The following is a 7,299-nucleotide window of genomic DNA, read 5'->3' on the forward strand; positions in this document are numbered from 1 at the left end:
GGGCTGGATTCTCCGGCTGAATTTACGCATTCTCACGGACTTTGCAGCAAGTGCAAAGTCCTGGGCTGAACTGTTACAACTGCTCTCTGTTCAAGGGCTGGTATTTGTTCAGATGTCATGCAAAAAGGCGGGTAACAGCGTATGAACAGCAACGGAACTCTTGCATATGAATAAAAGTAAGAGGATGAAAGGAGAGTTTAAATATGGAGGAAAGATGCAAATGCTGCAGAGGCTTCATTCATGTAATAGAAAAAGGGGATACCCTTTATAAATTGGGTAAAAAATATGGAGTGACAGTTTCAGCGCTGTTGTTTGCGAACCCATATATCAATGTGTATAATCTACAGATTGGGGATGAATTGTGTATTCCAAAGATACGTCCGATAGTAATACCGATTCCATTGGAAGAGCAATAGCCGGCAGATGTTTTGCTTTTCCGGGCAGATTGCCCGGGAAAGCGCCTGCGTAATGGCAATTTTTACATATCATAATAATGCAAAATTGACTTGGGGAGAAAATACCCGCCGCACTCGGTACAGCGTTTCCTGTCTGCCCGGTGAAAAAGGGCGGCTTCCAGTTTCCCGTCCAGCGGCAGTACGGCTATCCGAAACCAGCGGCATATAAGCGAATAGCTGATACTCTGGACGCATACGCAAGGCTCGCCGTTATCCAGCAAGATACAGTTGCCGTTATCATAGTTGCAGCACTCATGCACAAGGCGGCGGGCGGCTCTGTGTTGCTGGTAGTCCATGTATGGGCGTTTACCGTTCATTTTCCCGCCCCTTTCCCCGTCCCGGCTCACGGCGCAAGATTTTGTCAAGATTGCTTTTCACGGTCTGCAATTCCCGGACGTTCTCTTTCTTCTCCCGGTACTCGTTGTAAAGGCTGTTTTTCTCCCCTGTAAGCTGCTCAATCTCTGCTTGTAGGGCTTTGGACGCTGGCAGCTTGGAGATTCCCTGTGCCTTGAAATACCGGGCGGCAGATTCGGAAATGATAAACTCGCTTTCGTGCTGCTCCCGGTAGGCTCTCCGGGCTTTCTCCGTTTTCTGCACCCGCAATCCGTCACGGGCTGGCTTGGTCTTGATGTAGGCTAATAGCTGTTTTTGCAGGTCTTTTTTCTCCCGCAAAGTGCTTTCCACGGCTTTCAGTTTCCCAGTGGTTTCATGCAGTTCTGTACTGGTGGCAGCAAGGGCGGCTTCCAGTTCTTCCGGGGAAGAAAAGCCGGATTCCTCGTAAATGCTCATGGTCGCCGCCATTTGCTTTAGGTTGTGCAAGGTCGCCCATTTCTCGTAGCCTTTCCCCTTTCCCTCGGCTCTCTTGGCGGCTATATCTACCATGCGCTGTACTCCGTCATTCTTCGGGGCGTTTATCGCGGCTTTATTACGCTGTAAACGGTCTTTTATGCTGTGTGGGTATTCCTGCTTGGGTGCGGGCTTTTCGGCGGCTTTAGCGGCGTTCTGTGCGTTTAGGGTGAGTGCTTCCAGTACGGCGGCACGGTCAAAATCATCACCCAACTTCCGGGCGGTGATTGGCTTCGTCCTGTCCGGCGTGAGATAACTCAACCTCCCCCGGCTCTCCTTGACGGTCACGCCCTGTTGTAGCAGCTTCCCGGAAAAATCCTCAAAGGAAACGGCAGAGGACAGGGCGGCTCGGATTGTGCGCCGCAGCTTCTCCTTGTCGGTTTCAAACTTGGTCTGTTTGGGCGGCTCTCCCGTGGCGGCTTGGGAAGCGTTCTCCTTATCCAGTGCGGCTTGTCCTTTCCGCTTCGCCCAATACTCACGCTCGGTAACTCGGTTCTTGCTCCCGTTCAGCAAGTCAATCTGATAGAGGTTTTCCCGGTGGCACATTTCCATGACTTCCGCTTTGAAATATTCCATAGCTGCGTCCGTACAGCGGTGCTTGCAGCCCTCCCTTGTGTCGGCTGGTCTTTCCATGTACGGCAGTAGCGGCACTTCCGCAATCCGCAAGCTGTTTATGACAATATGCACATGAATGTTGCCGCTGTGGTTATGCCCGTCTGGGTGGGTGCATACAAGGGCTTGGTGTCCGGGAAAATGTTCTTTACAAAACTGCTCGCCTAACTGTTGCGCCCGGTCAACCGTCAAGCCGTTGTCGGGTGCGTCACGGGGGTCAAAACTGATAATGTAATGGTGGCTCTTTACGTCCTCCCGTTTTTGGCTCTTGCTGTATTTCAGATTGGAGCGCATACAGGCGATTGCAAAATCTTCATCACCGCAATTCAAAGAGGAAATGCGGTAATCGTCACGGAGAACAAGCCGCCCATTTTTATCAAGCGTGGGCTTCATGGTAAACTCGTCATGCTCAAAAGTTAGGTACTGTTCAGCCGCCCCGTAATCGGCATTTTTAGAGCTGATATGTTTGAATGTTGCCAACGGCTTCACCTACTTTCTGCAAGACTTCAAACTTCAAGGCGGCAAGCTCCGCTACGGCGGCTCGTACCTCTTGGGAGAGGGTGTTATAGGGTGCGCCGTACTCATTCAGACAGCGGGCAATCTGATTAAGGTTGCCGCCGATTTTCCCGTACTCGGCGGTTAGCTTCCCAACGGCAGAGAGCAGTTCATCATTGACCAGGGAAACGGTGATAACCGGGCGTATGCTTGACTTGATAAGGGCTTGCCGGATAAACTCGGCTTGGCTCATTTTACAGAGGGTGACACGCTCGGAAAACTCGGCGTATTCTTCCTCGGTCAAGCGTGTCTTGATTACCCGGTGGCGGTGGGGCGTGTTGTATTTTCTCATGGGCTTTAACTCCTTTCTTTTTATGTTTTGCCCTCTCACCAATAGGAGAAAAACAGGGCATAAGCGGAAGTGTTTTTTGAAAAATCCGAAAAAAATTTTTGAGGGATTTTTCAAGCGGCGCAAGCCGCAAAAGGCGGGCTTGGGGTGGCAACCCCAACAAGATTCCCATAGGACAAAATGAGCCGATAGGCGAAATTTGGTACTGTGGTAGAATCTTGCTCTTAAAAAGTAGCGGTTTCCTCTGTGTGGGCTTCCGTCAATACCTTTAGTGCCGCAAGCGGGGATTTTGCCAAAGCAGCGGCGATATTTCTCCCGCTAATACCTACAAACCAGCAAAAAGCAAAATAGACGTTGATTTGCAGAAAATCCCCCTCATTACTTACAACACCACGCAAGCTCGAATAGGCGGGAATTTGTAAAATTTCTTCTCGCCCGTCCTCCACGGACAGCTTGCGGATTTGCCAAACGGGAGAGGGAAATTCTTTTTATCCCCCTTTGCACGGCATAATACTGGCGATTTTTGAAAATGCCAAAAATAGGCGCAAAAAAACAGGAAACCTTTTCTTGATTTCCTGTCTTGGTGTGCCGTTATATAGCGGCGGTTATTTAGTTTTATATCCACTGTTCTACAAACTGGTACTGTTTAAAGTTTCGATAATTCTAAAATATGCTGATATGCAAATTCGATTGCTCTGCAAGTTAAATTTTCACACATATGCGGTGGATTGCTTTCTGAAAAACCTGCTGGACGTAATTCTAAACATCTTAGCGAACCAAATGCTTTATCAAAAGCAGATGCAAAATCATAACACGCAGATACGATTTCGGATTCTGTTTTTCCCAATATATGAAAATAAATCCCTACAAACATAAGCGTACCTTCGACTAGACCACATTGCGCTCTGTACCCGCCTGCACCATGTAATCCAACGGCAGAACAAATTACCTGCGGTTCAATAGCAATTTCAAATAATTCGCTTAGACAGATAAGCGTTGTCTTTGCACAATTTATATCTTCTTCCCAGTACAATTCATGTACCCGATTTGTTATATAGTCTTTCATCTGCACACCTCTTAAAAAGTCATAATTTGCCATTGACTTTATTATATATCCATTAAGCAAAAAGTGAAAGCGATTTCTTATACTTCCTGTTCATCAAAACGGAACTTAAACAGGGCGGCAACAAGCCGGGATTTTATACTGTCCTCGGTATCCCTGTCGATATGCCCGTTTTCAATGGCGGCGATTCGGATTCGCTTGCTATAATGCCGTAAAACCTCGTCCACGGCTTCCGGCTCTCCGCTGGTCGCCCGGACAATCGTTTCATAGGGTAAAAGGTTCGGATTCCCCATGTGAAAGCACCTCCATTTCTTTGTGCAGGAGCTGTAAAGTCCTGCGAATTTGATACCCGGTCGTACTCCGGCAGCGTCCGTACATTTCCCCGATTTCCTGCTGTGTGTAATGCCCGAAAAAGTAAAGGAAAATGATTTCCCGGTTCTTCTCCGGCAGAGATAACAGGGCGGCGGCAAGCTCCCCATTGGTGAGGATAACTGTCTGACCGCATATCGTAACGGGGTATTCTTCATAAGGTGCTTCAAAATATTCGTCTGTTGTGCCTAAAGGGTAAAACTTTTCTTCAGTGAGGTATTCAAGGGATATTTCTTTTTGCCGCCGCCTGCTCCTGTCACGCCATGCGTTGATAGCCGCAAAGCGTATGACGGTCTTGCAATAGCCATTGAAAGTATACATGATATGTTCTCTGTATGCTTCTGTGTAAGGCATAGATGATTCCCCCTTTCTCCCACATGGGAAACAATGTTGATAGGTTCCTTTATTTTGCAAGAGGCAGCTTTGTTATAGGCGGCTGCCCCTCGTTAAACCGTAATAGTTTTTTAATCAAGCAATTCATTAGATAAGACAGCGACAAAGTTAGTTTTCCTATCTGTCTGCGCTCTTTTCAGCCATTCCTGTTTTTCTTCCTTTGTCATGCAATCAAGCAAAATTGTAAAGCGGGCAATATTATTATTTTCATAGTATTTTTCGACATGGCGTTTTAAGTCACTTAATGGCATATAATTTGAAAGCACGGCAAAGAAGTTTGTTTTGTTATCCTGTTCTGATTTATCTACATACTGTAAAACCAAATTTGTGTCCATATCTTGTATAATGGTTGAAAACAGTGCAATTTTATCAGCGTCATATGCTTTCTTGTAATAATCTTTTTGAGCTGTTTCGTCTAATACTGAAAAGAGTGCGGAAAATCTAATTAAGTCCTCATTTTGAAAATATTGTTCCGTCAAAACTGGTATATCATCAGCTGCAACAGGCATTATACTTATAATCAAAGGCATTTCTATTGCCGGACTAATATCTGTGTTTTTCAGAGAATAAATCAATTCTTCTATTGCCGAAATAGCTTCTCTGTCATTCAGATAATCTTTTACCGAATCAGAAAAATATACTGTCATTTTTGATTCGTCCTCAAAGACAATTTCTGTTGCACCATAATAATCTTGATTTTTAGCGTATAAGTTCCAACCCATTTCAATAATATAAGAATTGCAATAATATCCATTTTGCGTATAAGAATATTGGTAGGAATTAGCATTTTCCAAATCATTATTATCTAAATTTTCATCGTCTAAATACCAGCCATACCCTAAATTTTCATCATAAATATACGTGCTTTTCCCATTGCCTTTTTTTTCTGGTATTGACGATTTACTTGTTTCTTTAGAATCGGTAGCAGCAGAAACGGAATAACCACCGATAAAAACCGCACCAGATAAAATAAAAAGAGTTAATATAACAGTCAAAACCCGAATTGTTTTCGTCTTACTCTTGAAATTCATAATAGCATCTAACCTTTCTTTTAACTGTTCTGCTCCCTCTGTCAAAGTGACGGAAGCTAAAGAACTTTTGTAGAGATTGTTTGACTTCAAAAAGGAAATTAGTGTATCTCCATACTCACGTCTTGCGGTATCGTCAAGTACAGATATAACTTTTTCATCACATGACAATTCACAGGATTTATTCACTTCCTTTTCCAGTAGATATACAAAAGGATTGAACCAATGGACGCACACAACAATCTGTATCAGCCATTTATAAAACATATCCCTCTGCTTGTAGTGAATCAGCTCATGCACAAAGATATAAGACAACTCTCTATCTTCCAATTCGCTAATCGGCAAAATGATTCTTGGTCGAAAGAAACCAATCAGCATAGGAGAAGCAATTAGAGAATTACGGGATAATTCAACCCTTGTCTTGATATTCAGTTTTTCTTCACAATCAGATAGCAGATTCAAGATTTTTATATCCGATACCTCTTTATTTCCCGCTTTGATGTATTGGATAAATCCTTGATAAACTGTTATCTTACGGACAAATAAAATCAGTGCCAATGCTGACCAGATAAAAAACAGGCAGACATATTTGTTAATTGGTTCACGCATGGCAGCGGCGTTTATTTCCCGGTTTGTCTGTATCGGCTCTGCATTGTTGTTACCCGTATCTGCGGGAACGGGTATATTGGGGCTTGTAGGAATTTCATTCGTTATTGCTACTGTGTCGATTTTTTCAAACAGGCTTCCAACAATCGCATTATCGGGAGTAAAGGGAAGCAAAAACCGCAAAGCAACGACTATCCAGATATAATGCTGCCAACGCTTGCTGAACCTGTTTTTATACAGCGGCTTCAATCCCAGAATAAGAAGCAGTAACAGTGCGCCGGAAACAGACAGCGACAATAATATTTTCATAAATTCATTCATTTTCTTTTCTCCAAAATGTTTCAATCTCTTTCAATTCGTCTGCCGAAAGAATATCCTGCCGCAACAAGGTTGATACTAAGTTTTTCACATTCCCGCCGTAGACTTTATCAAGAAAGCTGTGGGTCTGCATGGTCTGGTATTCTGTTTCTGTTACCGTAGCCACATACTCATTCTTCCTGCCGATTTTTTTGACTTTCAAGAACTTTTTTTCGCCTAATCGGGAAAGCAGCGTGAGTACGGTGTTGTTCTTCCATTCGTTCTTGTCTTTTTCCAATTCCTCCATGATGAGGGAGTATAAAGCTGCCCCTCCATTCTTCCAGATGATTTTCATTAGTACCAATTCGGATTCAGAAATTTGCTGTGCCATTTTGTCCTCCTTTTATCTTAACATCTTGTGGGTATGTATATATCTTAACACTTTGTAGGTGACAATGCAATACTCTAATGAAAATTTAAGAATTTTTAAAAAGATATGAAAGACAGGGAGGGATTCCGTAGTAGTCGGCACTGTGCGTAATGTGCATAACTTGCTGTCTTATGGAGTTGTGGGAAAGTCTGTTTGCAGAATGTGGGAAAGCTGCACTTTAGCTTTTCCATGTTCTGTGAACGGACTTTTCCATGACGGAATAGCAAGTTATACACATTTCCACGGTGCTTGTCTTTTGGTCTTTGGTTTCTTTGGTTCGGAATAGTGTGGTGCTGGCGGTCTATCTCTTGTTTTCGGTTGCTTGCTTCTTTACCGTACATGAGCATTTATCAATG

General features: G+C 44.0%; 9 protein-coding genes and 1 pseudogene. 1 reads left to right on the forward strand and 9 read right to left on the reverse strand.

Annotated elements, in window-relative coordinates; all coding sequences use genetic code 11:
• Positions 1 to 203 precede the first annotated feature (203 nt).
• A complete protein-coding gene (locus tag NFR99_RS14260) occupies positions 204 to 416 on the forward strand; it encodes a LysM peptidoglycan-binding domain-containing protein (RefSeq protein WP_120485057.1) in 213 nt (70 codons plus the stop codon).
• An 86-nt stretch (positions 417 to 502) separates the two neighbouring features.
• On the opposite strand, the pseudogene NFR99_RS14265 reads toward NFR99_RS14260, so the two are convergent.
• The 9 genes and pseudogenes from NFR99_RS14265 to NFR99_RS14305 all read right to left on the reverse strand — a co-directional run.
• A pseudogene (locus tag NFR99_RS14265) lies at positions 503 to 772 on the reverse strand (cysteine-rich VLP domain-containing protein); the annotation flags it as partial.
• Positions 762 to 2,393 carry a relaxase/mobilization nuclease domain-containing protein gene (locus tag NFR99_RS14270; protein WP_251353985.1) on the reverse strand — a complete coding sequence of 544 codons (1,632 nt, stop codon included), beginning with the start codon at positions 2,391 to 2,393 and terminating at the stop codon, positions 762 to 764. The pseudogene NFR99_RS14265 and the gene NFR99_RS14270, both read right to left, overlap by 11 nt.
• Positions 2,365 to 2,760, reverse strand: coding sequence for a plasmid mobilization protein (locus NFR99_RS14275; RefSeq protein WP_135976562.1), 396 nt, complete (start codon positions 2,758 to 2,760; stop codon positions 2,365 to 2,367). Before NFR99_RS14275 ends, NFR99_RS14270 begins: the two co-directional genes overlap by 29 nt.
• 221 nt (positions 2,761 to 2,981) lie before the next feature.
• The gene (locus tag NFR99_RS14280; RefSeq protein ID WP_135976561.1) at positions 2,982 to 3,203 is read right to left on the reverse strand and encodes a hypothetical protein; all 222 of its coding nucleotides are present in this window, start codon (positions 3,201 to 3,203) and stop codon (positions 2,982 to 2,984) included.
• Positions 3,204 to 3,403: 200 nt separating this feature from the next.
• Positions 3,404 to 3,823 carry a C-GCAxxG-C-C family protein gene (locus tag NFR99_RS14285; RefSeq protein ID WP_016286598.1) on the reverse strand — a complete coding sequence of 140 codons (420 nt, stop codon included), beginning with the start codon at positions 3,821 to 3,823 and terminating at the stop codon, positions 3,404 to 3,406.
• Between the two features lie 77 nt (positions 3,824 to 3,900).
• A complete protein-coding gene (locus NFR99_RS14290) occupies positions 3,901 to 4,113 on the reverse strand; it encodes a helix-turn-helix domain-containing protein (protein WP_016286597.1) in 213 nt (70 codons plus the stop codon).
• Entirely contained in the window at positions 4,085 to 4,543 is a 459-nt protein-coding gene (locus NFR99_RS14295; RefSeq protein WP_120487086.1) for an RNA polymerase sigma factor, read from the reverse strand. Before NFR99_RS14295 ends, NFR99_RS14290 begins: the two co-directional genes overlap by 29 nt.
• A 110-nt stretch (positions 4,544 to 4,653) precedes the next feature.
• A complete protein-coding gene (locus tag NFR99_RS14300; protein WP_120487087.1) occupies positions 4,654 to 6,537 on the reverse strand; it encodes a M56 family metallopeptidase in 1,884 nt (627 codons plus the stop codon).
• The gene (locus NFR99_RS14305) at positions 6,530 to 6,904 is read right to left on the reverse strand and encodes a BlaI/MecI/CopY family transcriptional regulator (protein ID WP_120487088.1); all 375 of its coding nucleotides are present in this window, start codon (positions 6,902 to 6,904) and stop codon (positions 6,530 to 6,532) included. The genes NFR99_RS14300 and NFR99_RS14305 overlap by 8 nt, the downstream gene beginning before the upstream one ends.
• Between the last annotated feature and the right edge of the window lie 395 nt (positions 6,905 to 7,299).

Source organism: Hominisplanchenecus murintestinalis, from assembly GCF_943193015.1.
GTDB classification, from domain to species: Bacteria; Bacillota; Clostridia; order Lachnospirales; family Lachnospiraceae; genus Hominisplanchenecus_A; species Hominisplanchenecus_A murintestinalis.